Origin of the sequence: Pseudoduganella plicata (assembly GCF_004421005.1) — a bacterium.
Classification (GTDB): domain Bacteria; phylum Pseudomonadota; class Gammaproteobacteria; order Burkholderiales; family Burkholderiaceae_D; genus Rugamonas; species Rugamonas plicata.
In genome coordinates this window covers 2,035,009-2,061,384 of record NZ_CP038026.1, presented here as the reverse complement: position 1 = coordinate 2,061,384, position 26,376 = coordinate 2,035,009, and the positions used below count along the sequence as shown (strand labels likewise).

At 66.4% G+C, this 26,376-nt stretch carries 20 protein-coding genes and 1 pseudogene; 17 read left to right on the top strand and 4 right to left on the bottom strand.

The window, feature by feature from the left end; translation table 11 throughout:
• Positions 1-119 precede the first annotated feature (119 nt).
• Both msrC and E1742_RS09080 read right to left on the bottom strand, forming a co-directional pair.
• On the bottom strand, positions 120-626 hold the full coding sequence (gene msrC, locus E1742_RS09085) for a free L-methionine (R)-S-oxide reductase MsrC (RefSeq protein WP_134384578.1): 507 nt from the start codon (positions 624-626) through the stop codon (positions 120-122).
• Positions 623-1,549 (bottom strand): LysR family transcriptional regulator, encoded by a 927-nt coding sequence (locus tag E1742_RS09080; protein ID WP_134384577.1) that lies wholly within the window; start codon positions 1,547-1,549, stop codon positions 623-625. The genes msrC and E1742_RS09080 overlap by 4 nt, the downstream gene beginning before the upstream one ends.
• 82 nt (positions 1,550-1,631) lie before the next feature.
• Here E1742_RS09080 and E1742_RS09075 point away from each other — a divergent pair, with 82 nt between their 5' ends.
• From E1742_RS09075 to E1742_RS09025, 11 genes are all read left to right on the top strand, one after another.
• A complete protein-coding gene (locus E1742_RS09075; protein WP_134384576.1) occupies positions 1,632-2,609 on the top strand; it encodes an aldo/keto reductase in 978 nt (325 codons plus the stop codon).
• 202 nt (positions 2,610-2,811) lie between these two features.
• Entirely contained in the window at positions 2,812-3,963 is a 1,152-nt protein-coding gene (locus tag E1742_RS09070; RefSeq protein WP_134384575.1) for a hybrid sensor histidine kinase/response regulator, read from the top strand.
• On the top strand, positions 3,960-7,328 hold the full coding sequence (locus E1742_RS09065; protein ID WP_134384574.1) for a hybrid sensor histidine kinase/response regulator: 3,369 nt from the start codon (positions 3,960-3,962) through the stop codon (positions 7,326-7,328). The genes E1742_RS09070 and E1742_RS09065 overlap by 4 nt, the downstream gene beginning before the upstream one ends.
• Positions 7,329-7,344: 16 nt before the next feature.
• Positions 7,345-7,722, top strand: coding sequence for an MAPEG family protein (locus tag E1742_RS09060; RefSeq protein WP_229466655.1), 378 nt, complete (start codon positions 7,345-7,347; stop codon positions 7,720-7,722).
• A 127-nt stretch (positions 7,723-7,849) separates the two neighbouring features.
• Positions 7,850-9,553 (top strand): RecQ family ATP-dependent DNA helicase, encoded by a 1,704-nt coding sequence (locus E1742_RS09055; RefSeq protein WP_134384572.1) that lies wholly within the window; start codon positions 7,850-7,852, stop codon positions 9,551-9,553.
• 445 nt (positions 9,554-9,998) lie between these two features.
• On the top strand, positions 9,999-11,162 hold the full coding sequence (locus E1742_RS09050; protein ID WP_134384571.1) for a ligase-associated DNA damage response exonuclease: 1,164 nt from the start codon (positions 9,999-10,001) through the stop codon (positions 11,160-11,162).
• On the top strand, positions 11,155-12,807 hold the full coding sequence (locus tag E1742_RS09045; RefSeq protein ID WP_134384570.1) for an ATP-dependent DNA ligase: 1,653 nt from the start codon (positions 11,155-11,157) through the stop codon (positions 12,805-12,807). Before E1742_RS09050 ends, E1742_RS09045 begins: the two co-directional genes overlap by 8 nt.
• Positions 12,804-15,284: a ligase-associated DNA damage response DEXH box helicase gene (locus tag E1742_RS09040; RefSeq protein WP_134384569.1), complete on the top strand. Its 2,481-nt coding sequence runs from the start codon at positions 12,804-12,806 to the stop codon at positions 15,282-15,284. The genes E1742_RS09045 and E1742_RS09040 overlap by 4 nt, the downstream gene beginning before the upstream one ends.
• A gap of 13 nt (positions 15,285-15,297) precedes the next feature.
• A complete protein-coding gene (gene pdeM / locus E1742_RS09035; protein ID WP_134384568.1) occupies positions 15,298-15,954 on the top strand; it encodes a ligase-associated DNA damage response endonuclease PdeM in 657 nt (218 codons plus the stop codon).
• Between the two features lie 209 nt (positions 15,955-16,163).
• The gene (locus E1742_RS09030) at positions 16,164-16,496 is read left to right on the top strand and encodes a KGG domain-containing protein (protein WP_134384567.1); all 333 of its coding nucleotides are present in this window, start codon (positions 16,164-16,166) and stop codon (positions 16,494-16,496) included.
• 39 nt (positions 16,497-16,535) lie between these two features.
• Positions 16,536-16,766, top strand: coding sequence for a hypothetical protein (locus tag E1742_RS09025; protein ID WP_134384566.1), 231 nt, complete (start codon positions 16,536-16,538; stop codon positions 16,764-16,766).
• An 85-nt stretch (positions 16,767-16,851) separates the two neighbouring features.
• Here the strand turns inward: E1742_RS09025 and E1742_RS09020 are convergent, their stop codons facing one another.
• Complete coding sequence (locus E1742_RS09020) at positions 16,852-17,349, bottom strand: pyridoxamine 5'-phosphate oxidase family protein (protein WP_134384565.1); 498 nt, start codon at positions 17,347-17,349, stop codon at positions 16,852-16,854.
• 181 nt (positions 17,350-17,530) lie between these two features.
• Between E1742_RS09020 and E1742_RS09015 the strand changes: the two are divergent.
• The 6 genes and pseudogenes from E1742_RS09015 to E1742_RS08990 form a co-directional block, all read left to right on the top strand.
• Positions 17,531-18,217, top strand: a pseudogene (locus E1742_RS09015) (PepSY-associated TM helix domain-containing protein); the annotation flags it as partial.
• A 17-nt stretch (positions 18,218-18,234) separates the two neighbouring features.
• Positions 18,235-18,750: a DUF2271 domain-containing protein gene (locus E1742_RS09010; RefSeq protein ID WP_134384563.1), complete on the top strand. Its 516-nt coding sequence runs from the start codon at positions 18,235-18,237 to the stop codon at positions 18,748-18,750.
• Positions 18,751-18,759: 9 nt separating this feature from the next.
• Positions 18,760-19,578 carry a DUF4198 domain-containing protein gene (locus E1742_RS09005; protein WP_134384562.1) on the top strand — a complete coding sequence of 273 codons (819 nt, stop codon included), beginning with the start codon at positions 18,760-18,762 and terminating at the stop codon, positions 19,576-19,578.
• A 2-nt stretch (positions 19,579-19,580) separates the two neighbouring features.
• The gene (locus tag E1742_RS09000; protein WP_134384561.1) at positions 19,581-20,567 is read left to right on the top strand and encodes an FAD:protein FMN transferase; all 987 of its coding nucleotides are present in this window, start codon (positions 19,581-19,583) and stop codon (positions 20,565-20,567) included.
• A gap of 5 nt (positions 20,568-20,572) precedes the next feature.
• A complete protein-coding gene (locus E1742_RS08995) occupies positions 20,573-21,937 on the top strand; it encodes a sulfite reductase subunit alpha (RefSeq protein ID WP_134384560.1) in 1,365 nt (454 codons plus the stop codon).
• Positions 21,938-22,253: 316 nt separating this feature from the next.
• Positions 22,254-25,007: a TonB-dependent receptor gene (locus tag E1742_RS08990; RefSeq protein ID WP_134384559.1), complete on the top strand. Its 2,754-nt coding sequence runs from the start codon at positions 22,254-22,256 to the stop codon at positions 25,005-25,007.
• A gap of 156 nt (positions 25,008-25,163) precedes the next feature.
• Here the strand turns inward: E1742_RS08990 and E1742_RS08985 are convergent, their stop codons facing one another.
• Positions 25,164-26,375, bottom strand: coding sequence for a DUF2325 domain-containing protein (locus E1742_RS08985; RefSeq protein ID WP_134384558.1), 1,212 nt, complete (start codon positions 26,373-26,375; stop codon positions 25,164-25,166).
• Position 26,376 lies beyond the last annotated feature (1 nt).

The window sequence follows — 26,376 nt, the reverse complement described above, 5'->3', positions numbered from 1 at the left end:
GGGCAGCCCCCAAAGTGCCTGTCCCGGACATGTTCAAACACTTCAGGTTTTGGCTTCCGGAGCCTGTCACCGGTTTTTTCGCGGTCGGCGACGCTGAGAAAACCCGGAGTGCTTCACGCTTATTCCAGCGTCTGTTCCAGAATTTTTACCAGCGATCCGATCCCTTCCGCATCGACCGCGTCGAAGCGGTTCGGCAGCGGGCTGTCCAGGTCGAACACGCCGATGATCTCGCCCTTCGAGAACACGGGCACCACCAGCTCCGAGCGCGAGTTGACGTCGCACGCGATATGGCCGGGAAACGCGTGCACGTCCGCCACGACGATCGCTTCGCCTTTTTCCACCGTCGTGCCGCACACCCCGCGGCCGCGCTTGATGCGGATGCATGCCGGCTTGCCCTGGAACGGTCCCAGCACCAGTTCGTCCTGCGTCTTGAGGAAATAAAAGCCCGCCCAGTTCAGGCCCGGCATCGTGTTGAAGACGAGGGAGCTGAAGTTCGCCGTGTTGGCGATCCAGTCGGTTTCGCCGTGCACCAGGCCCGTGAGCTGGGAGCGCAGGTCCGCGTACATCGTCTGTTTGGCTTCCGGCGTGTCGGTGCCGTAAGCGGTGTCGCTGAGGTGGAAGGTCATGTCGGTGTCAAGGCTGAAGAGGAAAGCGGCGATTTTACTTGCATTTCGCCGGCTTCGCCCAGGTGGGCGCGGGCCAGGCGCCGCAGTTCGTCCGATGCCGGGTGCGGCCTGCTCGCCAGCGCGAGACCGAGATGCACGGCCAGCTCCGCCCCTTCGCGCAGGGGCCGATAGACCACGCCGGACAGGCGCAATGCGGCAAACGACGCGGGCAGCAGCGCGCTGCCCTGGCCGGCCGCGATCCCGGCCAGCAGCACGTGGTGGTCCTGCGGCTCGCGCAGCAGCCGGGGCGCGAAGCCGTGGCGGGCGAAGACGGCATGGCAGTGATCGAAAAACGCCGGCTGGCGCGCCCGCTCGAACCAGTACAGCGGCGTATCCGCCAGATCGGCCAGTGCGAGCCGCCGCCGGCGCGCCAGCGCATGCGTGGCCGGCAGCGCCACCAGCAGCGGCTGCGCGCCCAGGGGTTCGACGGCCAGGTCGCCCGTGCGCGTCGGCAGCGCGATAACGGCGGCGTCGAGCCGCCCCGCGCGCAGTGCCGCCACGAGCCTGGGTGACGTGTCCGCGTGCAGCGTTGCCGACGGCAGCGCCGCCGTCAATAGCCGGAACGACCCGGCTTCGACGGATGTCGTCAGTCCAAGCCGCAGCGGCGCCGCGCTGCCGCCCTCCAGCGCCCGCACCGCTGCCAGGGCGCCATCGAGCAGCGCCAGGATTTTCTGCGCGCGCGGCAGCAGGGCCTTGCCGGCCGCCGTCAGTGCGACACGCTGCGTATCGCGTTCGAACAGGCGCCGGCCCAGCCGTTCCTCCAGCTGGCGGATGGCGCGGCTGAGCGGCGGCTGCGTCATGTGCAGTCCCTCGGCCGCCTGGCGAAAGCTCAGGCAGGTGGCGACGGCGACGAACAGTTCCAATGCACGGGTATCGATCCTCATACTAAAAAGGTATCACGAAACGGGACATTCCATCATTGCACGTGCAGCGCCACACTGAGCGCTTTCCAACAGGAGGCAATCGATGAAAACTCGCAAACTCGCAGGTGAAGACGTGTCGGCCCTGGGCCTGGGCTGCATGGGGATGTCCGAATTCTATGGTCCCAGCGACGACGCCGAGTCGCTGCGCACCCTGGCGCGCGCGGCCGACCTGGGCGTCACGCTGTTCGATACGGCGGACGCGTATGGCTTCGGCCACAACGAAACGCTGCTGGGCCGCTTCCTGGCGGGGCGGCGCGGCCAGGTCCGCATCGCCACCAAATTCGGCCTGGTACGCAAGCCGGGCAGCTACGAGCGGCGCATCGACAACTCGCCGGCCTACATCCGCGCGGCATGCGAGGCGTCGCTGCGACGCCTCGGTGTCGAGACCATCGACTTGTACTATGCGCACCGGCTCGACCCGCTGGCGCCGCTGGAGGAGACGATCGGCGCGCTGGCCGGGCTGGTCCGCGCCGGCAAGGTGCGCGCCATCGGCCTGTGCGAAGTGACGCCGGCGACGTTGCGGCGGGCTGCCGCGATCCACCCGGTCGCCGCCGTGCAGAGCGAATATTCGCTGTGGACGCGCGATCCCGAGGAGGGTGTGCTGCAGGCCTGCCGCGAAGTAGGGGCGGTGTTGTGCGCCTACAGCCCGCTCGGCCGCGGGTTCCTGACAGGGAAAGTCGATACGTCCACGCTGCCGCCGGGCGACTTTCGGTCGTTCAATCCGCGCTTTACCGGCGATAACGCGGCGGCCAACGCGCGCATCGCCGCGGCCGTTACCGCGCTGGCCGCCGCCCGGGGCTGCACGCCGGCGCAACTGGCTCTGGCATGGTTGCTGACACAGGGAGAGCACGTCATTCCCATTCCCGGCACCCGACGCCAGGAGCGGCTGCTGGAGAACCTGGGTGCGCTGGACGTGACGTTGGGCCCGCAAGACATCGCCGAGATCGCTGCCGCGTTTCCGCCTGGCCTTGCTGCCGGCGAACGGTATTCGCCGGAAGGCATGAAAGGGCTTAATGCATGATCCTGCGCCCGCGGCATGCCCGGGCTGGAAAGCGTGCCAATTCAACAATGCGCTGTCATTTTGATAAATGATGTAACATCCGGTCTCATCGCAAAACCGTCGCCGACAACCGTGGGCCTTGCCGCGCAATGCGGCAGGCTGACGGCTTTTTGCGTTTCTCCCAGAGCAACAGACCGAAAAACGAACGAGCCCAAGAACCGTTGTGAGCGCCTTGATCAATATCCTCGTCGTCGACGACGTCCCGCAGAACCTTATCGCCATCGAGGCGCTGCTGGCGCGGCCCGGCATTGCCCTGCTGAAGGCGGCCTCCGGCGCGGAAGCGCTGGAACTGCTGCTGGTGCACGAAGTGGCGCTGGCGCTGGTGGACGTGCAGATGCCCAACATGGACGGCTTCGAGCTGGCGGAACTGATCCGGGGCAGCGAGCGTACCCGCAGCATTCCGCTGATCTTCCTGACGGCCGCCTCGCGCGAACCCAGCTACAGCTTCCGCGGCTACGAGGCGGGCGCCGTCGATTTCCTGTACAAGCCCATCGATCCGAAGGCGCTGACCAGCAAGGTCAATGTCTTTGTCGAGCTGTATCAGCAGAAAAAGCAGCTGTCGCAGCAGCTCGACGACCTGCGCCGCGCCCTGCACATGAACGAGATGTTCATGGCCGTGCTGGGGCACGACCTTCGCACGCCGCTGTCGGTTGTCATGAACGGCGCCATGCTGCTGCCGATGATGACGGACCACCCGAAAGTGGCCGTCACCGCTCAGCGCATCCAGAGCAGCGCGCGGCGCATGACGTCGATGGTGGACCAGCTGCTCGACCTGGCCCGCATCCGCGCCGGCGAGATGCAGCTGAAACCGGCGCCGCAGGATATCGGCCAGCTGTGCCGCACGATCGCCGATGAATTCACCGTGCCGGAGCGGGCGTCGCGCGTGCAGGTGACGCACAGCGGCGACCCGGTGGCGCCCGTGGACGGCGGCATCTTTGCGCAGGCGCTGTCCAATTTGCTGGGCAACGCACTGCAGCATGGCGAGGCCGATGGGCCGGTGACCGTGCAGATCGATGGTCGCGCGCCGGACCGGCTCAGCATCGCCATCGGCAACCGCGGCGTGATCCCGGCCGAGCGCCTGGCCCACATTTTCGAGCCGTTCCAGCATCGCGACGGCGCGCGCAAGTCCGGGCAGGGCCTCGGACTGGGCCTGTACACGGCCAGCACGTTCGTGCGCGCCCATGGCGGCCACCTGGCCGTGGCCTCCGATGCCGCCGGCGGCACCACCGTGCTGACGGTGACCCTGCCGCGCCCGCATGCGCCGCGCCCGGCCGATGCCGGCACTACGCGATCCGCGCAGAGGCAGATGGCATGAACTGCACACCCGCCGCGGCCAGTGGCCTGGTCCCCTACGTGCCGCGCGGCGGCGGGGCGACTGGCGACCTGGTACGCGCGCTCGACTGGAGCGCCACGGCGCTGGGCGCGCCGGGCGACTGGACACCGGCGCTGCGCACCACCGTCGATATCGTCCTGAATTCCCCCATCGCGATGGTCTTGATGTGGGGGCCGCGGCACGTCATGGTCTACAACGACGGCTATGCGGAAATCGCCGGCGCGCGCCATCCGGCCGCCCTGGGCGGCACCGTGCCCGATGCGTGGCCGGAACTGTGGGACTGGAACCGCGCCATCCTGGAGGCGGGCATGCGCGGCGAGACGCGCCAGCATACGAACACGCACATGACGGTGCTGCGCAACGGCACGCCGGAGCAGGTCTGGTTCGACCTGTTCTATACCCCGGTGTACGACACCTGCGGCGGCGTAGGCGGCGTGCTGTGCACCGTGGTGGAAGTGACGGAGCGGGTGCGGGAGGAACGCCGGCGCGAGCGCGACCGCGCGGACCTCGACCGGCAGAACCGCCGGCTGCGCGAGGAAACGGCGCTGCTGCGCGACCTGTTCGAGCAGGCGCCCAGTTTCATGGCCGTGCTGCGCGGCCCGCGCCACGTCTTCGAACTGGCGAACAAACCCTACCTGCAGCTCGTGGGCGGGCGCGACGTCATCGGCAAGCCGGTCGAGGAGGCGTTGCCGGAAGTGCGCGCGCAGGGCTTTGTCGATCTGCTCGACCGCGTCTACCGCACGGGCGAGCCCTATGTGGGCCGGCAGCTGAAGGTGAAGCTGATGAAGCAGCCCGATGGCGTGCTGGAATCGCGCTACCTCGACTTTGTCTACCAGCCGCTGCGCGCGCCCGACGGCAGCGTCACCGGCGTGTTCGTGGACGGCATCGACGTTACCGACAGCATCGTCACGGAAGAGCGCCTGCGCATGGCACAGCAGGCCGGTGGCATCGGCAGCTTTGAATGGTTCCCGGCCACGGGCAAGCTGGTGGTGTCGAAGCAGTACCGGCGCGTCTGGGGGCTGCCCGACGATGTCGAGGTGACGCAGGAGTTGCTGGTGTCGCTGGTCGATGAGCGGGACCACGCGCAGATGGGCTCGCGCCGGCTGCACGACAGCGACAATCCGCTGGCCTACACGGAATACCGCATCCGCCGGCCCGATACGGGCGAGGTGCGCTGGGTCGCGCGCCAGGGCGAGGCCGTGGAAGGCGCCACGGACGCGCAGCGGCGCTATGTCGGCGTGGCCTTCGACATCACGGGGCGCAAGCAGATCGAACAGCAGCTGCGCACCAGCCAGGACCGTCTCGCCGCGATCTTCGGCCAGGCGTCGGTCGGCCTGTCGGAATTGAGCCTGGACGGGCGCTTCCAGCGCGTCAACGGCGCCCTGTGCCGCATGCTGAACCGCACCGAGGGCGAGATGCTGGGCCTGCACATGGATGATCTGATCCATCCGGATGACAAGGCCGGCAACAGCGCGCTGGTGGCGCACCTGGTGGCAACGGGCGAGCCGTTCACGCTGGAGAAGCGCTACCTGCGCCGGGACGGCGAATGGGTCTGGATCGCCAGCAGCATGAGCCGGCTGGACGACGAGTCGGGCCAGCCCGTCGCGCTGATCGCCGTCAAGATCGACATCACGGAGCGGCGCCGCATCGAGGCGGCGCTGCGCGACCTGAACGATACGCTGGAGCAGCGCGTGACGCGCGAGATCGCGGAGCGCGACAAGGCCGAGGAGGCGCTGCGCCAGGCGCAGAAGATGGAAGCGGTGGGCCAGCTGACGGGCGGCGTCGCGCACGACTTCAACAACGTCCTGCAGATCATCTCGGGCAACCTGCATCTGCTGGCGCAGCACATGCCGTCCGATGCGGTGGCGCGGCGCCGGCTCGACATGGCTATCGGCGCCGTCGAACGGGGCGCCAAGCTGTCGTCGCAACTGCTGGCGTTTGCGCGGCGCCAGCCGCTGCAGCCCGTGGTGGCGGACCTGGGCCGGCTGGTGTCGGACATGGACGAACTGCTGCGCCGCGCGCTGGGCGAGGCGGTGGAGCTGGTCGTCGTTGTCGGCAGCGGGCTGTGGAACACCCTCGTGGACCCGGGGCAGATCGAAAACGTCATCCTCAACCTGGCGATCAACGCGCGCGATGCCATGCAGGGCGCGGGCCGGCTGACGATCGAGCTGGGCAACGCGGTGCTGGACGAATATTACGTCAACAACCTGGTGGACGTGCCCGCGGGCCAGTACGTGCTGCTGTCCGTGACCGACACGGGCTGCGGCATGGCGCCGGATGTGCTGCAGCGTGCGTTCGAGCCGTTCTTCACGACCAAGCCTGAAGGCGAAGGCACCGGCCTCGGGCTGTCGATGGCGTATGGTTTCGTCAAGCAGAGCCGCGGCCACATCAAGATCTACAGCGAGCCGGGGCAAGGCACCAGTGTCAAGATCTACCTGCCGCGCACGATGCTGGCGGAAGTGGAGGATACCGCGCCGCGCAGCGGGCCGGCAACGGGCGGCAGCGAGACCATCCTGGTGGTGGAAGACGACGAGGGCGTGCGCACCGTGGTGCTGGACATGCTGACGGCGCTGGGCTACCGCGTGCTGCAGGCGGAGAACGGCGAGAAGGCGCTGCGCATCGTCGAATCGGGCGAGCATATCGACCTGCTGTTTACCGATGTCGTCATGCCCGGCCCGCTGCGCAGCCCCGAGCTGGCGCGCATCGCGCAGGAGCTGCATCCGGAGATGGCCGTGCTGTTCACGTCGGGCTATCCGCAGAATTCCATCGTCCATGGCGGCCGTCTGGATGCGGGCCTGGAGCTGCTCAGCAAACCTTACCGGCGCGAAGAGCTGGCGCGCAAGCTGCGCCACGTCCTGAACAACCGCCGTCAGCAATCGCTCGCGCAGGCGCGCCGGCGCAGCGCGCTCGCGGCGGGCGAGGGCGGTGCCAGCGAGCTGCTGGAGCCGCCGCCGGGCATCGAACGCGACGCATCGCTGCGCGTGCTGGTTGTCGAGGACAACCTGGATTCGCAGCAGATGGTGTGCGAGCTGGTCGGCATGCTGGGGCACACCGTCTCCGGCGTGTCGGACGGCGAGGCAGCCTGGGAGCTGATGCGCACCCAGGACTTCGATATCCTGTTTACCGACGTGAGCCTGCCGGGCATGTCCGGTATCGAACTGGCGCGGCGCGTGCTGGCCAGTGAGCCCGGGCGGTCGATCCGCGTGATCTTCTCGACCGGTTATGGCAAGGAAGCGCTGGATCACCTGGAATTCCCTGCCGCCTGCCTGCGCAAGCCCTACGACCTGATGGAGCTGCAGGCCGCGCTGGACAGCGTACGGACCAACCACCTCGAAAGGAAACCATGAGCACGGACTGACTCTGTTGGGCTGGACACTGGTGCTGGCGATCGTGCAGATTTTCCTGCACTCGACGTTGCGCACGAAGGAAACGGGCGCCGCGTACAACGCCGGTGCCCGCGATGGCGGCGCACCGCCGCCGGGCAAGGTGACGGCGCGGCTGGAACGGGCCAAGCAGAACCTGTTCGAGACGCTGCCGCTGTTCGCCGCCGCCGTGCTGGCGGCCCACGTGGGCGGGGCGGAGGGTACGCTGACGCTGTGGGGCTGCTGGCTGTACCTGGTGGCGCGCATCGTCTACGTGCCGTTATATGCGCTGGGCATTCCCTACGTGCGCTCGCTGGTGTGGCTGGTGTCGCTGGCAGGGCTTGTCATGGTGCTGTACGCATTGCTCAGTAATTATTGACGGGCCGCTTGCGGCTGGGCGAGAGCGCGCTCTCGCCATACTCCTACGATATTTGTAGGCCGCGTCCTATGGTATCTGCACGGTACGGCGCCTACATTGGTTGCTAAGATAGTAACCGGACAAATCCATGGTAACGAGAAACCTGAGCGCCGCCGAGAAGCGCTCCGCGGTGCGCATTGGCGCCGCACGCGCGCGGCTAATCCGCAATCTGTTGCACAACGTGTTTGGCGTGGACCAGCTGCGCGATGGCCAGCGCGGCGTCATCGACAGTGTGCTGGAGGGCAACGACACGCTTGCCATCATGCCCACCGGCAGCGGCAAGTCGCTCTGTTACCAGATTCCTGCCTCCATCTTCAAGGGCACGACAATCGTCGTTTCGCCGCTCATTTCGCTGATGAAGGACCAGCTGGAAAAACTGGAGGAAATCGGCATCGGCGCAGCGCAGCTCAACAGCAGCCTGTCGCGCGGCGAGGAGCTGGAGGCGCTGGACAGCATCCGCAATAACCTCAGCAACATCGTTTTCTGCACGCCCGAGCGCCTGGCAACGCCGGAGTTCCTCGAGGTGCTGAAGGACACGGAAATCTCGCTGCTCGTCATCGACGAAGCGCACTGCATCTCGCAGTGGGGCCACGACTTCCGGCCCGCCTACCTGGAGATCGGCGCGGCGCGGCGTGCGCTGGACAATCCGCCCGTGCTGGCGCTGACGGCCACCGCCACGCCGGACGTCATCGACGATATCGGCCGCCAGCTGGGCGCGCGCATGCACGTGGTCAATACGGGTATCTATCGGCCCAATCTGCACTACCGCGTCATCCAGATCACCAATCCGGCCGAGAAGATTTCCGAGGCGCTGCGGCTGGTGCGCGAAACGGCCGGCGTGGGCATCATCTATGCCGCCACCATCAAGGCGGCCGAAGAGATGCATGCGGCGCTGGAGCAGGCCGGCGAGAGCGTCGCCCTGTACCACGGCAAGCTGCCGGCCCGCGAACGCAAGGAAAACCAGGACCTGTTCATGAACGGCGAGCGGCGCGTGATGGTGGCGACGAACGCCTTCGGCATGGGCATCGACAAGACCGACACGCGCTTCGTGATCCACCTGCAGGTCCCGGCCAACCTGGAAGCCTATTACCAGGAGTCGGGCCGCGCGGGCCGCGATGGCGAGCCGGCCGAATGCACACTGCTGTACTTCCAGGACGACAAGCGGTTGCAGCAGTTCTTCCTGGTCAAGCACTACCCGACAGCCGAGGAGCTGCGTGCCGTCTACGACAGCGTCGCGCCGCTGGTACCGTGCCAGGCGGGCGTCATTGCCCAAGCGCTGCCGGACATGGCTGACAGCAAGCTCAAGGTCTGCCTGAAGCTGCTCAAGGACGGCAAGCTGCTGCGCCAGAACCGCAAGCTCGATTACCTGCTGACGAACAGGGATGCCAGGGCGGAAATCTTCGACCAGCTCTCCGCCGTCTACCAGCACAAGCAGGAGCGCGACCGCGAAGCCCTGGAACAGATGGTCGGCTACGCGCAGAGCGGCTACTGCCGCTGGAAGCTGATGCTCGATTATTTTGCCGACGACCAGCCGGGCTTCGAGCACTGCGACTGCTGCGACAACTGCATATCGCCGCCATCCGTGCAGATGGATGATGGCGAGGAGGCTCTGTTCGAACCGCCACCGGAACCGTCCGTGCCGCCGGCACCCGTGATCGCCGTCGGCAGCCAGGTCAAGGTGCCGAAGTTCGATATCGGCACCGTGCTGTCCGTCGCGGGCGACCAGGTCACCATCGAGTTCCCCGAAAATACGACCAAGACGTTCATGGCGGAGTTCGTGCAGCTCGCTTAAACCCCTGCGGGACTGACACCATTTTTCCGGGCAAAGCCCGAAAAAATGCGTGTCTGTCCTCAGCATTATTCCAGATTTTCGCAGTGCAGCCGGTGACCCGAAAACCGGTGACAGCCACCATTCCGCCCCCTGCGGGACTGACACCATTTTTCCGGGCAAAGCCCGAAAAAATGCGTGTCTGTCCTCAGCATTATTCCAGATTTTCGCAGTGCCGCCGGTGACCCGAAAATCGGCGACAGACGCCATTCCGCCCCCTGTGGGACTGACACCATTTTTCCGGGCAAAGCCCGGAAAATGATGCCGGTCACCGATGCAAACACCGTCGCAAATACGCGTTGCCCTGTCACGCCACTGACCCGCCCGCCCCGCCGCACTTGGTGCGCTGGCGGACATACACGCAAGATCCCTCTGGCTACAATGAACCATAGCGTTGAGGGAGCATCGTATGTCCGATATGGTCGTCGTCCGAAGAGAAGGCCTGTATTGCGTGCCGGGCGGGTTCTACATCGATCCGTGGCGCCCCGTCGACCGTGCCGTCATCACGCACGGCCATGGCGACCATGCCCGCGTGGGCCATGGCCACTACCTGGCCGCGGCGCCCGGCGTCGGCATCCTCAAGTCGCGCCTGGGCGACATCGACGTGCAGGGCCTCGCATATGGCGAAGTGGTCGAGCACAATGGCGTGCGCATCTCGCTGCACCCGGCCGGGCACGTGCTGGGTTCCGCGCAGGTGCGGCTCGAATGCGGCGGCGAAGTGTGGGTGGCGTCGGGCGACTACAAGGTCGAGGGCGATGCCACGTGCGCGCCGTTCGAACCCGTGCGGTGCCATACGTTCATCACGGAGTCCACGTTCGGCCTGCCGATCTACCGCTGGGAACCGCAGCAGCAGACGTTCGACGACATCAACGCTTGGTGGCGCAAGAACGCCGCCGAAGGCCGCGCCAGCCTGATGCTGTGCTACTCGTTCGGCAAGGCGCAGCGCATCCTGTCCGGTCTCGATGCCTCCATCGGTCCCATCATCTGCCACGGCTCCGTCGAGCCGCTCAACCGCGTCTACCGCGCCGCTGGCGTGCCGCTGCCCGAAACGAAGATGGTCAGCGACGTGGACAAGGCCGACATCAAACGCGCCATCATCATCGCGCCGCCTTCCGCAGGCGGCTCGCCGTGGGTCAAGCGGTTCGGCGACTTCAGCGATGCCTTCGCCAGCGGCTGGATGCTGCTGCGCGGTGCGCGCAGGCGGCGCGGCGTGGACCGCGGCTTCGTGCTGTCCGATCACGCAGACTGGCCCGGCCTGATGGGCGCGATCAAGGCGACCGAAGCGGAACGGGTCGTCGTGACGCACGGCTCGATTCCCACGATGGTGCGCTGGCTGTGCCAGAACGGCCTGGATGCGAAAGGCTTCGACACCGAATACGGCGACGACGAAGCGGAGAATGCCGCCGATGCGGGTGCCGCGGCGGAAGGCGTGGCGACCACCGAACCGGATCCCGTCGCGCAGCGCTGGGCCGTCAAGGACAAGGCCAATGCGGCCCGCGACGCCGGCACGGCCGAGGCGCGCCGCAAGGTGGACAACGCTGGGGAGGATGCTCGGGAGGATGCCGATGCGTGAATTCGCGCGCCTGTACGCCGAGCTGGATGAAACCACCGCCACCAACCGCAAGCTCGACGCACTGAAAGCCTACTTCTCCAGCGCCGCGCCGGAAAACGCGGCGTGGGCCGTCTACTTCCTTGCAGGCGGCAAGCCGCGCCAGGCGGTGCCGGCCAAGCTGCTGCGCCAGTACGCCACCGAATACGCGGGGCTGGACGAATGGCTGTTCGACGAGTGCTACGACGCCGTGGGCGACCTGGCCGAAACGATCGCGCACATCCTGCCGGAACCGAAGACCCGCAGCGACATCGGCCTGGCCACGTGGATCGAGCAGCGCATCGCGCCGCTGCGCGGCGCCGCGCCCGAGACGATCCGCCAGGCGCTGTTCGACTACTGGGACGAACTGGAAACGCGCGAGCGCTTCCTGCTGGTGAAACTGATCGGCGGCGGTTTCCGGGTCGGCGTCTCGAAACTGCTCGTTACGCGCGCGCTGTCCGCCATCGCGGCAGTCGATTCGAAACTGATCGCCCAGCGTCTGATGGGCTGGACGGACGGCAGCGTCAGCCCCACGGCGCAGGGCTTCCTGCAACTGATCGCGGAACAGTCCGACCAGGAACACGCCATGCGCGGCGGCCAGCCGTACCCGTTCTTCCTGGCGCACCAGCTGCAGGCGGCGCCGCAAACGCTGGGCGACATCGCCGACTGGCAGGTCGAGTGGAAATACGACGGCATGCGCGCGCAGATCGTGTCCCGTGGCGGCGACAACTGGGTGTGGTCACGCGGCGAGGACCTCATCACGGAGCGCTTCCCGGAACTGGCGGCGATCCGCCTGCCCGAAGGCACCGTGGTCGATGGCGAGATCCTGATCTGGCAAAGCGGTGACAAGGACAACGGCAACCCGTCTCCGTTTGCCGACCTGCAGAAGCGCATCGGCCGCAAGACCCTGTCGCCCAAGCTGCTGGCCGAGCTGCCCGCCGCGCTGGTCGCGTACGACCTGCTGGAGCTGGACGGCGTCGACCTGCGCAAGCTGCCGCAATGCGAGCGCCGCACGCTGCTGGAGCAGCTCGTCGAGCGCGCCGGCAGCCCGCGCCTGCGCATCTCGCCGCTGGTGCAAGCCGAAAGCTGGGAAGCGCTGGCCCGCATCCGCGATGAGTCGCGCGCCCGCGGCGTGGAAGGCATGATGATCAAGGCCGCCAGCGCGCAGTATGGCGTGGGCCGTACCAAGGACGTGGGCACGTGGTGGAAATGGAAGATCGATCCGTACAGCGTGGATGCGGTGCTGATCTACGCCCAGGCCGGCCATGGCCGCCGCGCGTCGCTGTACACCGATTACACGTTTGCCGTCTGGGACGTGGATGCGGATGGCCAGCGCATGCTGGTGCCCTTCGCGAAAGCATATTCGGGGCTGACGGATGCGGAAATCGCCCAGGTCGACAACGCGGTGCGGCGCACGACCGTGGAAAAGTTCGGACCCGTACGCAGCGTGAAGCCGACCATGGTGTTCGAGATCGGCTTCGAAGGTATCGCCGCATCGCCCCGGCACAAATCCGGCATCGCCGTGCGCTTCCCGCGCATCCTGCGCCGGCGCGACGACAAAAGCGTGGAGGAAGCCGATACGCTCGACTCGCTCAAGGGCCTGCTGGCGCAGGCGAGCCTCGCGGCATGAACAGGCGCGAGGCGGCAGGGCAGGCCGGGGCCTGGTTCGATGCGCGCGGCTGGAAGGTCTTCCCGTTCCAGCGCGCCGTCTGGCAGGCCGCGCTGGCCGGCGAATCGGGCCTGCTGCATGCCACCACCGGGTCAGGCAAGACGTTCGCGGTATGGTTCGCCGCGTTGCAGCGGGCAATGGTGGCGAAACCTTCGCGCAAGCGCGGCCTGCGCGTGCTGTGGATCACGCCGATGCGCGCGCTGGCCGCGGACACCTTGCGCGCGCTGACGGAATCGAGCACGCAGCTGATGCCCGGCTGGGTGGTCGATGCGCGCACGGGCGACACGTCGTCCGCGACCCGCGCCCGCCAGGCGAAGCACCTGCCGGACACGCTGATCACGACCCCGGAAAGCCTGACCTTGATGCTGTCGAAAGCCGATGCGGCCGAGCAGTTCGCCATGCTGGACATGGTCATCGTCGACGAATGGCATGAACTGATGGGGAACAAGCGGGGCGTGCAGACGCAGCTGGCGCTGGCCCGGCTGCGCCGTTGGAATCACGCCGCCGGCAACGGGGGGCTGGTCGTCTGGGGCCTGTCCGCGACCCTGGGCAACCTGGCGCGCGCCAAGGACGTGCTGCTGGGCGCGGACATGCCAGGGGCCACCGTGGAGGGAAGCATCCGCAAGGATCTGCGCGTCGATACGCTGATTCCCGCCAACCCGTCGCGCTTCCCGTGGGCCGGCCACCTCGGCATCCAGATGCTGCCCGCCGTGATCGACGAGATCGAGCAGAATGCGACGACGCTGGTGTTCTGCAATACCCGTTCGCAGGCGGAGCTGTGGTACCAGAACATGCTGGAGGCGCGGCCCGACTGGGCCGGCATCATCGCGCTGCATCACGGCTCGCTGGACAAGGAAGTGCGCGACTGGGTCGAGCTGGGCCTGAAGAAGGGCGAGCTGAAGGCCGTCGTCTGCACGTCGAGTCTTGACCTGGGCGTGGACTTCCTGCCCGTCGAACGGGTGCTGCAGATCGGCAGCGCCAAGGGCATTGCCCGGCTGCTGCAGCGCGCGGGACGCTCGGGCCATGCGCCGGGGCGGGTGTCGCGCGTCACGCTGGTGCCTACGCACAGCCTCGAATTGCTGGAGGCGGCCGGCGCCATCCAGGCTGTCAAGGACCGCGACATCGAAGCGCGCAGCGTGCCGGAAAAGCCGCTCGACGTGCTGGTACAGCACCTGGTCACGGTGGCGCTGGGCGGCGGCTTCCGTTCGGAGGCACTGTTCGCCGAGGTGCGCACCGCGTGGTCGTACCGTCATCTGACGGAAGACGAATGGCAATGGGCGCTTGATTTTGTGGCGCGTGGCGGCCAGAGTCTCACCGTTTATCCCGAATACCGGCGCGTGCTGCCGGACGAGGAGGGCATCTACCGCGTGCCGGATGCCGCGATCGGCCGGCGCCACCGGATGGGCATCGGCACCATCGTCTCGGAAGCCATGATCCAGGTGAAGTACCAGAGCGGCGGACGGATCGGCACGGTGGAAGAGGGGTTCATCTCGCGCCTGAACAAGGGCGACAACTTCCTGTTCGGCGGCCGTATCCTCGAATTCATCCGCGTGCACGAGATGACGGCCTACGTGAAGCGGGCCACGGGCGCAAAGGGCGCCGTGCCGCGCTGGCAGGGCGGCAAGATGCCGCTGTCGTCCGAGCTGGCGCATGCGGCGCTGGCGCAGATGCGCCTCGTCACGGAAGGCGTCTACAGCGGCCCTGAAATGCTGGCGATCGCGCCGCTGCTGGAGATCCAGGCGCGCTGGTCGGCGCTGCCAACGCCCGAACGCACCGTCATCGAGAGCCTGCACAGCCGCGAAGGCCACCACCTGTTCCTCTATCCCTTCGCCGGGCGCGCCGTGCACATCGGCCTGGCGTCCCTGTTCGCCTACCGCATCGGACGCACACGGCCGATCACGTTTTCCATTGCCGTCAACGACTACGGGTTGGAGCTGCTGGCATCGGAAACCGTCGACTGGCCGACGGTCTTCGCACCCGCCCATGGCAGCGACGTGGACCTGTTCAGCACCGATGGCCTGCTGGAGGACGTACTGGCCAGCCTGAACGCGACGGAGATGTCGCAGCGGCGCTTTCGCGAGATCGCCCGCATCGCCGGCCTGGTGTTCCAGGGCTATCCGGGCCAGCCGAAAAGCAACCGGCAGATCCAGGCGTCGTCGTCGCTGTTCTTCGAGGTCTTTCGCAAGCACGACGCCGCCAACCTGCTGCTGACGCAGGCGCAGCGCGAAGTGCTGGAACAGGAGCTGGAGCTGAACCGGCTGCGCGCCACACTGGAAGCGCTGCGGGGCCGCGCCGTCAGCTATCACGAAACAAAGCGGGCCACGCCGTTCGGCTTCGCGCTGATGGTGGAGCGCTTCCGCGAGAAGCTGACGACGGAAAAGCTGTCCGACCGCGTGGCGCGCGTGCTGCGCGAGCTGGAGAAGGCGGCTGGACCATGAGGGCGGCGGAACCATGAGCGCCGTTGCCATTACGCTGGCGGGCGAAGACGTGCTGCTGCTGGCGCAGAAGGCCCTGTACTGGCCGCGCGAACGCATGCTGCTGATCGCCGACATCCACTTCGGCAAGGCCGCCTCGTTCCGCGCGCTGGGCATTCCCGTCCCGCGCGGCACGACGACGGAAAACCTGCAGGCGCTCGACACGCTGCTGGCCGCCCACGATGTCGCGCACATCCTGTTCCTGGGCGACTTCCTGCATGCGAAGGCTGCCCACGCGTCATCGACGTTGCTGGCCATGCTGGCATGGCGTGCGCGTCATCCCGGCCTGCGCCTGACGCTCGTGCGCGGCAATCACGACAAGCATGCCGGCGACCCGTCGGCGCAGCTGCGCCTCGAGATGGTGGACGAACCTTATGCCGTCGGCCCGTTCGCGTTCTGCCACCATCCGGACCTGGCGGCGGATGGCTATGTGCTGGCCGGGCACGTGCATCCCGTCTACCGCCTGCGCTCCGGGCGCGAGTCGATGCGCCTGCCATGCTTCCTGGTGGGCACGCATCGCGCCGTGCTGCCGTCCTTCGGCGCGTTCACGGGCGGGCATGAGATCGAACCGGGCCCCGGCGACAGGCTGTACCTCGCCGTCGAGGAGACTATTTTCCCACTGGAATTGGGGTAAGAGCTGTCCTACAGCCAGACCTGTACGCGTCCTATATTTCCTGTTCAGTGCTTGCACTACCATGGGTGCTCCTGTTGCCCGATTGTTATAACAATGATCGTCGCTGGTCGGTGAGCGATCGGGCACGGGTCTCCTCTCTACACGCTCTATACGTACCTTCACACCTTCACTACGCCAAATTCCACTGCATCACTTCAGGAGAATTGATCATGGCATCATCCAATCAGGGTAACAATCGAGGTAGTCGGCAAGGCGAGGCCCAGGGCACCACGGGCAACAAGCAGAGCGCGACCCGGAACCGTGGCTTCGCATCGATGGATCCGCAGCGCCAGCGCGAGATCGCTTCCGAAGGGGGGCGCGCGGCGCATGCAAAAGGCACCGCGCACGAATTCACGTCGGAAGAGGCACGCCGTGCCGGGGCCATGAGCCACAAGAACGGCAATCGCCAGAGCGCAACGCGCGGTAACGCTGCCACCGCCGGCAACGATCAGGGTACCCAGCCCAGCCAGACAGACGGCCGCGGCGACAACCGTCAGGGCTGATTCAACGAACTCCCAGGACTTCTGTCGAGGAGGCGAGGCATGACGCCATCAGACAACTCCCGCAAGACCCACTCCAGCGAAGAGACCTTCGTGCTCGTGGATACCGAGCATCCGGGCATCGGCAACATCGATCTCCCGGAAACGGAAGTGCGGCGTGTGGACAAACCGATTCCGGGCAACCGCCAGAGCACCGACCAGGGCGCACGCCAGGGCGAACAGCCCGGCACCGGGGGCGGGGCACCCGGGCCCGAGTCGAGCTCGGGCGTGTGAAAAAAAAGATCCGCCGGTTTCGGCGGATTTTTTTTGGGGGGCATGGGACAGTCACCCAGCGGGAGCCTGTCCGTTGCTTTAACTTCTACTGGCCCAGATGCTTGTGCTCGCCAATATCGGTCGGCGGCTTGCCCGTCACGGCCGCCTTCGCCATGGCGAACAGGGTCACCATCTTGCTGTTTCCCGTATCCCAGTATTCGGCCGACTGCATCGACACCTTCAGCAGCACCAGGTGCGGGTCGTCCAGCCCCTGCGGGAACCAGGCTTTTACCGACGGCTTCCACAGCTCTTCCATCTTGGCGCGGTCGCGCGTCAGCTCGGCGCGGCCCGAGACGGATACGTACAGGTGATCGTCCACGTCGGCAAAGCTGACGTTGACGGACGGCTGGCTCGGCAGTTCACGCGTGAAGTCCTCCTGGTCGGAGACGAAGAACCACATGGTGCCCGCCTCGTCGACCTGCTGGCTCGTAAGGGGACGGCTCGTCAGGCAGCCTTCGCTGTCACTTGTCGTGAACATGCCGAACTTCACTTCCTTGATGCGCTTGGTCAGCTCGTCCAGCTCGTTTTTCGTGAATGTCGTCATTGGTGCTCTCCTGTTTTGTCCAGAACAAACTCGACAATACGCTATTGTGGACTTTACCTCTGTACGCCATCGAACACCGATGCAATATTGATTTGATAACGCCACCCAAGGAGATTTGTATCTCTGCCATGGATGCGATTGACTCCCCAAATGATAATCATTATCATTTGTAGTCTTATACCTTTGCCGGCGCAGGAAAGCACATCAATTGAGCGAAAACGCATCCCCCCAGACGGCAGCCAGCCTGAGGTCTGCCAGCCGCGCCGTCTGGCTGAAGCAATTACACCAGTGGCACTGGATCAGCTCCGCGCTGTGCCTGCTGGGCATGTTCCTGTTCAGTATTACGGGCATCACGCTGAACCATGCCGCGCAGATCGAGGCCAAACCGACGATCGTGCGCAAGGACGCCACGGCGCCCGCGCCGCTGCTGGCGCAACTGAAGGCGTTCGCGCAGGAGCACGACGGCGACAAGGCACCGCTGCCCGCCGCCGCCGAGGACTGGCTGCGATCCACCTGGTCCGTCAAGGCGGGCGGCCGCGCGGCCGAGTGGTCCGTCGATGAAGTCTACCTGCCGCTGCCGAAGGCGGGCGGCGACGCGTGGGTCCGCATCGGGCTGGAGGACGGCGCCGCCGAATTCGAAAACACGGACCGCGGCTGGATCTCGTGGCTGAACGACGTCCACAAGGGCCGCAACACGGGCGCTACGTGGAACTGGTTCATCGACATCTTTGCCGGCGCCTGCCTCGTGTTCTGCATCACGGGCCTGCTGATCCTCAAGTTCCACGCGGCAAACCGGCCGTTCACCTGGCCGATGGTCGGTCTCGGCATTCTCATCCCCGCCGTGATCGCGCTGCTGTTCATTCACTAAATCTTCTAGAGGCATACATGAAATTACGCTATTCCATCGCACTCAGCATCCCGCTGTTCAGTGCATCGGCGATGGCGGCCGACCTGGCCCTGAAACTCGATATTCCGCAACTGAACGTGGCCGAGTACCACAAGCCGTACATCGCCGCGTGGATGGAAAACGCGGACCAGAAAGTGGTCGCCAACCTCGCCGTGCTGTACGACACCAAGAAGAAGGACAACGCGGGCACGAAGTGGGTCAAGGACATGCGTCAGTGGTGGCGCAAGACGGGCCGCGACCTGGCGTTGCCGCTGGACGGCGTATCCGGCGCCACGCGCGCGCCGGGCGAGCACACGCTGACGTTCCCGGTCGCAAAGGAAGCGCTGAACAAGCTGCCGGCCGGCCAGTACCAGCTGGTGGTGGAAGCGGCGCGCGAGGCGGGCGGGCGCGAACTGGTGAAGGTGTCGCTGGCCTGGCCGCCGAAGTCGGCGCAGGAATTCGCCGCCAAGGGCAAGGAAGAACTGGGTAACGTCGTCGTGCAAGTCAAACCTTAAGGACCACCGATGAAACTGCATAAGACCCTGATTGCGCTGGCACTGGCCGGCGCCGCGTTCAGCGCGCACGCCCACAAGCCGTGGCTGCTGCCGTCGTCGACGCTGGTGGAAGGCAAGGAGCCGTGGGTGACCGTGGATGCCGCCATCTCCGAAGGCCTGTTCGACATCGACCACGTGCCGCTGAAGCTCGATGGCATCCGGATCACCGGCCCCGATGGTGCCGCCGTCACGCCGGAAAACGCCAGCACGGGCAAGCTGCGCAGCACGTTCGACGTGAAGATGGCGAAGAGCGGCACGTACCGCATCGCGCTGGTCTCGCAGACGGCGTTCGCCAGCTGGAAGGCCAACGGCGAAACGAAGCGCTGGCGCGGCCTGGAGTCCGCTCTGGCTCAGGAAGTGCCGGCCAACGCGGAAGACCTGAAGGTATCGCGCACCAATGGCCGCCTGGAGACGTTCGTCAGCGCGAACGAACCCGATACGGCCGTCTTCAAGCCTTCGGGCAGCGGCCTTGAACTGGTGCCGGTCACCCACCCGAACGACATGCGCGCGGGCGAAAAGGCGACGTGGCGCTTCCTGCTGGACGGTAAGCCGGCCGCCAACCTGCCATTCAGCCTGATCCCGGGCGGCGTGCGCTACCGCGGCACGCTGGGCGAGATCCGCCAGAGCACGGACGCGAAAGGCGAGATCACGTTTACGATCCCCGCCGCCGGCATGTACCTCGTCAGCAGCAGCTGGCCGGCCGCCGCACCGGCGCAACCGGGCCAGCCGCCGCAGATGCCGGCGCGCCGCGCGACCTACGCGGCCACTGTCGAAGTGCTGCCGCAGTAAGCATGCGCAGGGTCCTGCTGCCGCACGAGATATCGTCCGCACCGCCGCCCGCCGGCGGCACGATCGCCGACTGGCACGGGACCAGCATGGGCACCGGCTGGTCTGTGCGCGCCGTCGGCGGGCCAGCGGATCTGGGGGACCGACTGCAGGCCGAGCTTGACCTCGTCGTCGCCCAGATGAGCCACTGGGAGCCGACCTCAAGCCTCGGCCGCTTCAACCGGGCGCCGGCGGGCACGTGGCACGAACTGCCGCCGGAGTTTTTCGACGTCCTCTCGTTCGGACTGGATGTCTGCGATGCCACCGGCGGCGCCTGCGACCCGTGCGCTGGCGCGCTGGTCAACCTGTGGGGCTTCGGCCCCGTCGACCGTTACGACGAACCGGGCTTCGCGCCGCCGACGGCGGCGCAGGTGGCCGGCGTGCTGGCACACCGTGCGCACGTGCGTCTCGATGCGGCCGGGCGCCGCGCATGGCAGCCGGGCAGCGTGCAGCTTGACCTGTCGGCGATCGCCAAGGGCTACGCCGTGGACCGCCTGGCCGGGTGCCTGGACCGCCTCGGCATCGGCCACTACCTTGTTGAAGTGGGCGGCGAATTGCGCGGTGCCGGCGTCAAGCCGGACGGCCAGCCGTGGTGGGTCTCCCTCGAACAGCCGCTGGAAAACGCCGGCGAGATCGTGGTGGCGCTGCACGGCCTGGCGATCGCCACCTCGGGCGACTACCGCCGCTTTTTCCAGACCGATGCACGCCGCTATCCGCATACGATCGATCCCCGCACGGGCATGCCGATCGACAGCGGCATCGCCTCCGTTACCGTCATCCACGCCAGCTGCATGACGGCGGACGCCTGGTCGACCGCGTTGACGGTGCTGGGGGTGGACGAGGGCCTGCGGCTGGCCGAGCGGCGCGGCCTCGCGGCGCGCTTCCTCGTGCGCCAGGCCGACGGCACGCTGCTGGAAACCGTCAGCAGCCATTTCGGCGCGATGCTGGACTGAGACGAATGATCTTCCCCGACGATATCCTGACCGGCGACCCCACGCGGCTGGCGCTGACGGCCGCCGGCTTTGCCGCTTACGGTGCCACGTGCCTGCTGCCGTGGCTGCGCCATCGCCGCAAGCGCGCAGCCGGTGCGGCGACCGGGGTGGACAGCTGGATCGTCGCCCACGCCAGCCAGACCGGCAATGCCGCCGAACTGGCCGAGCAGACCGCCGCCACGTTGCGGCTGGCCGGCATCGGGGTACGGGTTTGCGAGTTAAGCGACGTGACGCAGTCGATGCTGGAGCACACGGAACGCATCCTGTTTGTCGTCAGCACCTATGGCGAAGGCGACGCGCCCGATGCCGGCGCCGCGTTCGCGGGGCGGCTGATGACGCGCACCGTGGCGCTGCCGCATCTGCACTACGCCGTGCTGGCGCTGGGCGACCGGGCCTACAGCCACTTCTGCCGCTTTGGCCGCGCGCTTGACGAATGGCTGCGTGCCCAGGGCGCTCAGCCGCTGTTCGACCGCATCGATGTCGATCGCAGCTCGGCGCAGGCGATCGGCCAGTGGCGCCAGCAGCTCAGCCACCTGGCCGGCACCAGCGACGCGCCGGACTGGGGCGCGCCGGCGTTCGCGCCGTGGCGCATTGCCGCACGGCGCCTGCTCAACCCGCACAGCGCCGGCGGCGCCGTCTGGCACATCGAGCTGGAACCGGCCGAGGGCACGCTGCCGTCATGGCAGTCCGGCGACCTGGTGCAGGTTGTGGCGCCGGGCGACCCGGAGCACCCGCGCGAATATTCGATCGCGTCGATCCCGGCCGATGGCCGCGTGCATCTGCTGGTGCGGCTGCACCGTCATGCCGACGGTTCGTCAGGCGTGGCCTCGGGCTGGCTGTGCGAACAGGCCGATATCGGCACCACCATCGCACTGCGGCTGCGCCAGCACCGGCGCTTCCGCCTGGAAAACAATGCCGCGCGCCCCCTGATCCTGATCGGTAACGGCAGCGGCATCGCCGGGCTGCGCGGCCACCTGCGTGCCCGGGTGCGGGCCGGGCAAGGCCGCAACTGGCTGCTGTTCGGCGAGCGCAACGCGGTGCATGACATGCACTACGGCACCGAACTGCATGCGCTGTACGAGACGGGTATGCTGGAGCGCCTCGACCTGGCATTCTCGCGCGACCAGCCGGAAAGGCTGTACGTGCAGGACGTGCTGCGCCGGCAGGCGCCGGCACTGGTCGAGTGGGTGCGCCAGGATGCTGCGATCTACGTATGCGGCAGCCTGGGGGGAATGGCCGGCGGCGTCGATGCCGCCTTGCGCGACATCCTGGGCGCCGAAGGAGTCGATGCGCTGGCACTGCAAGGCCGCTACCGGCGCGACGTTTATTGATTGTAGCGTCGCTGTCATATTGCAAGTGTGACGCAAATCCAACAGATTACGGCATACGCTGCAAAACTTAATTCAGCTCATTCCCATTAACGCCGATAAACATACGTTTCTTCCGTGTTTTGTTTATCTATTTTCAACATGTGATCAAAAACAGCAGAACAACGTTTATTTACTCATCCATAATACTTTCTAGATGAGCAATGCTGCCGTCAGGCGGGCTCGTCGCGCGTAGTCGACTTTCCCCCGGAACCTCACCTCGTGCGCCACGTCCGCGTCAGCCATTGGCCATTGTGTCCACTTAGAACAGGGAGTAGTTATGGTGTTGCAACAGAAAATTGGCGTCCGTTCCGTCCGTCTGGCGCTCGGTGTACTGGCGGGTTCCGCCATGCTGACGGGCTTTGCCAGCGCGCAGGAACAGGCAATCCAGCGCGTTGAGATCACCGGCTCGGCGATCAAGCGCATTGCCGCTGAAACCGCATTGCCGGTGCAGCGCCTGTCCGCCGAAACGATTGCCCGCACGGGCGCGACCAACGTCGCTGAACTGATCCAGACCCTGCCTGCGATGCAGGGCTTTACGGTCGACGCCATCGCCGCCGGCACCGACTCGGGCGGCCGCGTTTCCGCCTCGATCCACGGCATCGGCGAAGAGTACACGCTGGTCCTGCTGAACGGCCGTCGCGTGGCGCCGCAAGGTTCGGGCAGCTCCGTCAACCTGAACGCCATCCCGCTCTCCGCGATCGAACGCGTCGAGATCCTGACGGATGGCGCCTCCGCGCTGTACGGTTCGGACGCCATCGGCGGCGTGATGAACTTCATCCTGAAAGAAAACCTCCAGACGCTGAGCGTCGAAGCGACCTACAGCCAGCCAGGCGAAAGCCACGCCGGCCGCCAGCAGAATATCAGCATCACGGGCGGCTACGGCGACCTGGACACGGATCGCTTCAACATCATGGCATCGTACCGCCACGACGAGCGCGTGCAGCTGAAGTCGACCGACCGTGACTTCGCCCGTACCGCCTACGTGCCGTTCGGCCACAACGGCACCAACTACGTCTACGACCGTACCAGCGCCTCAACCGTGCCGGCCAACGTGTCCGTCACGTTCAACGATCCGAAGCAGCCCGCGATCGGCTTCAGCCCATACCTGAAAAAGAATGGCACCTGCCCGACGCTGAACTTCGAAAGCCTGGCCAACACGGCCACGACGCAGAACTGCGCCTTCGACTTCGTGTCGACGATCGAAATCGTTCCACAAAGCAAGCGCGATGCGTTCTTCTCGAAAGGCACGTTCCGCCTGACGGAAAACGTCCGCCTGTTTGCCGAAGCAGCCTGGACGCGTCTGGACCTGACGGCCCGTATCGCGCCGAACACGGCGCCATTCACGATCGCAACCAACTCCGACATGTACCGCACCAACGTGCTGCCGTACCTGACGTCGGCCCAAGCCGCCAGCGTCAAGTCGGTGTCCGGCAACTACCGTACGTATGACTGGGGCACCCGCGATAGCAATACCGTCACCGACTCGCAGCACTTCGTTGCCGGCGCAGAAGGTGATATCGGCGGCTGGAGCTTCAATACGGGCCTGACGTGGTCGCGCAACAAGTTCGACGAGAAGTATGTTGGCGGCTATGTGCTGAACAACGAATTCCGCGCCATGCTGGCCAACCGCTCGTTCGACCCGTTCGCACCGATCGGCGCGCAGAGCGACGCCACCAAGGCCCTGATCGAGGACTCGATCTTCCATGGCACGGTCCGTTCCGCATCGACGACCCTGAAGGGCATCGACGGCCACGCTTCGCGCGAGCTGTTCGACATGGCCGGCGGCAAAGCCCAGCTGGCAATCGGCGCCGACTATCGCCAGTACCACTACGAGCAGTCGCCATCGGCGGCCGCTGCTGCCGGGCTGATCTACAACTACAACACGCCGGCGGCCTACGACCTGGAGCGTGACAACTACGGCGCATTCTTCGAGCTGGCCCTGCCGGTCGTAAAATCGCTGGAAGTGACGGCTGCCGGCCGCTACGACGCCATCACGGCCGTCGACAACGGCATCACCGGCAAGAAGATGGGCAAGAAGGAATCGGCTTCGACGTACAAGCTGAGCGCGCGCTGGACGCCGATCCCGACCGTGCTGGTGCGCGGCTCGTACGGCACCGGCTTCAAGGCGCCGAGCATGCTCGACATCGGCCAGCCGCTGGTCAATGCCGGCTTCACGGCGGGCAGCTTCACCTGCCCACCGCTGGGCAACGACAACTACTGCCGTCCGGGCAGCGCACAGTACAACGTGCTGTCGGGTGGTAACGAAAACCTGAGCCCGGAAAAATCGAAGCAGTACACGGTAGGTGTGCGCTGGGAACCGAACAAGACGTTCGTGATCGGCGCCGACCTGTGGGATGTGAAGATGCGCGACAAGGTGTCTGCGATCAGCGAACAGCAGATCTTCGCCGATCCGGTCACGTTCCGCGACCTGTTCACGACCTACACGGAACCAGGCACGGGCAACACCTACTGGGCGCAGAAGGAACTGTCGGTCAATATCGGCCAGACGCACTACCGCGGCATCGACTGGGATACGACGGTGACGAACCGCTTCGCCTTCGGCAAGCTGACGTCGACGCTGGGCGGCACCTACATGCTCAAGGCCGACTACACGAAAGCCGGCACGAAGAATGACTGGACCAGCAACCTGAACATCTTCGGTACCGACGACGACGTGGTCTTCCGTCACATCATCCGCCTGTCGACGACCCTGGAAACGGGTGCGTTCACCAACAGCCTGATCGCCAACTACCGCAACGGCTACACCGATGCGCTGGCCACGGTACGCAACCTGTCGACCGGCAAGAACGAGTCGCTGCGCCTGGAAGTGCCGTCGTTCCTGACGTTCGACTGGCAGGGCCGCTGGATCCTGAACAAGAACGCGTCGCTGCGCGCCGGTGTGAAGAACATCGCCGACCGTTCGCCGCCGCTGTCGCTGCGCAACTCGTCGGGCCACCAGGTCGGCTTCGACCCACGCTACGCCGACCCGCTGGGCCGTACGTTCTACCTGACCGGCAACTACACGTTCTAAGTTGATGCTTCAGTGAAAAACGCCCCGTGCGCTTGATGCGCACGGGGCGTTTTTTTTGAGCGATGGCGCTTGAGAAGTACCGGGGTCAGACCTGTCGGGTCTGACCCCGGCCCTCTGCAAAAGCCGTCAATACCGGCAGCCGGAGGCGTACCTGGTTCAAAGCGTGTCGGTTTCGGTCTCCGACAGCTCCCGCAGACTGCGCTGCAGGCTCGATGCACTCGGATTGTCGACAAAGACGCACTGCTTGCCCGTTCGCTTGCAGAAGTCCTTCACGCGCCAGTAAGCGCTGTGGCTGATGCAGCCCGTCTGGCAGATGACGAGATCGGCGGCCGCCAGGCTGGCCTCGAGCTTGCCGGCATTATCCTCCAGGCCGCCGTCGTGATGGGCGAACTGGGCGCCCGTGCGTTCGATCAACGCCCGGTACGTGGCCACGTTGCCGCTGCGGCCGCCCACGCACAGCACGCTGCGCTCGGCCAGCCGGATGGGGAGGCGGATGATGTGTTCGACGACGGCGGGCGCCGGCGCGGACGCATCGGCCTGCGCCGGCGTCGTTGCCGCGTCCAGTTGCGCCTGCGCCTGCAGCAGATCGCGGCGCAGATCCGCGATCTGGCCGCGCAGCGCCCGTTCGCGCTCGTCGGTCTGCGCCAGGCGCGCGGCCAGGCGCTCACGGGTTTCCAGGCCAGGGATCGAGTTGCGCAGCTGCTCCAGTTCCTGCCGCAGCGAGTCGATGATGCTGTCGCGTCCGACCAGCTGGGCCCGCAGCTGCATCAGTGCAGCCGCGTGCCGGTCCTGCTCCGCCGTGCGTTCCAGCTGCATTGCCGCGCTGCGCTGCTGCAGTTTGGCCAGCTCGCGCGTTATGTTGGCGTTCTCGTCGATGACCGTATTGAAGCGCTGCAGGTCGGCACGCGTACAGGCGCCGGCCTGGTGCTGGATCATGTGCAGGTCGCGGCACATCTTTTCTTCCAGGGCAGGCAGGCAGCGGGGATGGCTGAGACCGGCCCAGAACGCCCCGGCCACGTCGCCGCTGGCAACGGCGCCTTGCCACAGTTCGGCCAGCTGCTCCGTGGTGCGGGCGGCGCGGAAGCGGGCGATGACGGGCGCGAAGCGGCGCTCCAGCTCCTTCTGCACGGCTTCGGACAGGACATTGCGGGTGCCGCATTCGCTGACGGCGCCCACGTGGATCTCATAGTCGTCGGCCAGCACCTTGCCGCCGGCAACCTTGCCGACGAGCTTGCGCAGCGCGCCCAGCGGAATGCAGACGCCGATCAGCGGACAATGGCAGGTATGCGCCAGTTCCCAGATACGGCGGCGGCGCGACGCTTGTGCCGGTTCTTCCGGCAGCGCCGGCAGCTTGTGATCCTTGCACATC